The 567-nt window shown below is 66.9% G+C and carries 1 protein-coding gene; it reads right to left on the reverse strand.

What is annotated here, in order from left to right:
* Window positions 1-567: condensation domain-containing protein (locus AC1DQC_RS20120; RefSeq protein ID WP_477052992.1), on the reverse strand; the 567-nt coding region annotated here is incomplete at both ends.

Raw genomic sequence — 567 nt, forward strand, 5'->3', positions numbered from 1 at the left:
GCCGAGCCGTCGGAAGCTCCAGCACATCCGGAACACCCGCCAGCGCAGCAATCCAGTAGTCCAACTGAGCCGACACCAGCGAACCCGGATCCTGCTCGGAACCGAGCACCTCMCGCTGCCACAGCGTGWAGTCCGCGTACTGCACCGGCAGCGGCGCCCACTCCGGCAACCGCCCGGCCCGCCGAGCGGCATACGCCACCATCACATCACGCGTCAACGGAGCCACCGACCAACCATCGGCACTGATGTGATGGACCACCATCGCCAACACGTACTCGACGCCCGACTCCACCTCGTACAGACGCGCCCGCAGCGGAACCTCCGCGGTCACGTCGAACGGCGCCGAGACGAACTCCACCGCCGCACCGGCCACCGACTCCGCATCCACCGACACCGGCGTCAGATCGATCACCGCCTCACCGGCCGGCAACACCACCTGATGACCGGCACCGTCGAAGTCGACATACACCGTGCGCAACACCTCGTGCCGCGCCACCACATCGGCCACCGCAGCACCCAACGCATCGACATCGAGAACACCCGACAACCGCACCACAACCGGAATGT

The sequence above is a fragment of the Cellulomonas sp. P4_H12 genome (genome assembly GCF_056400905.1).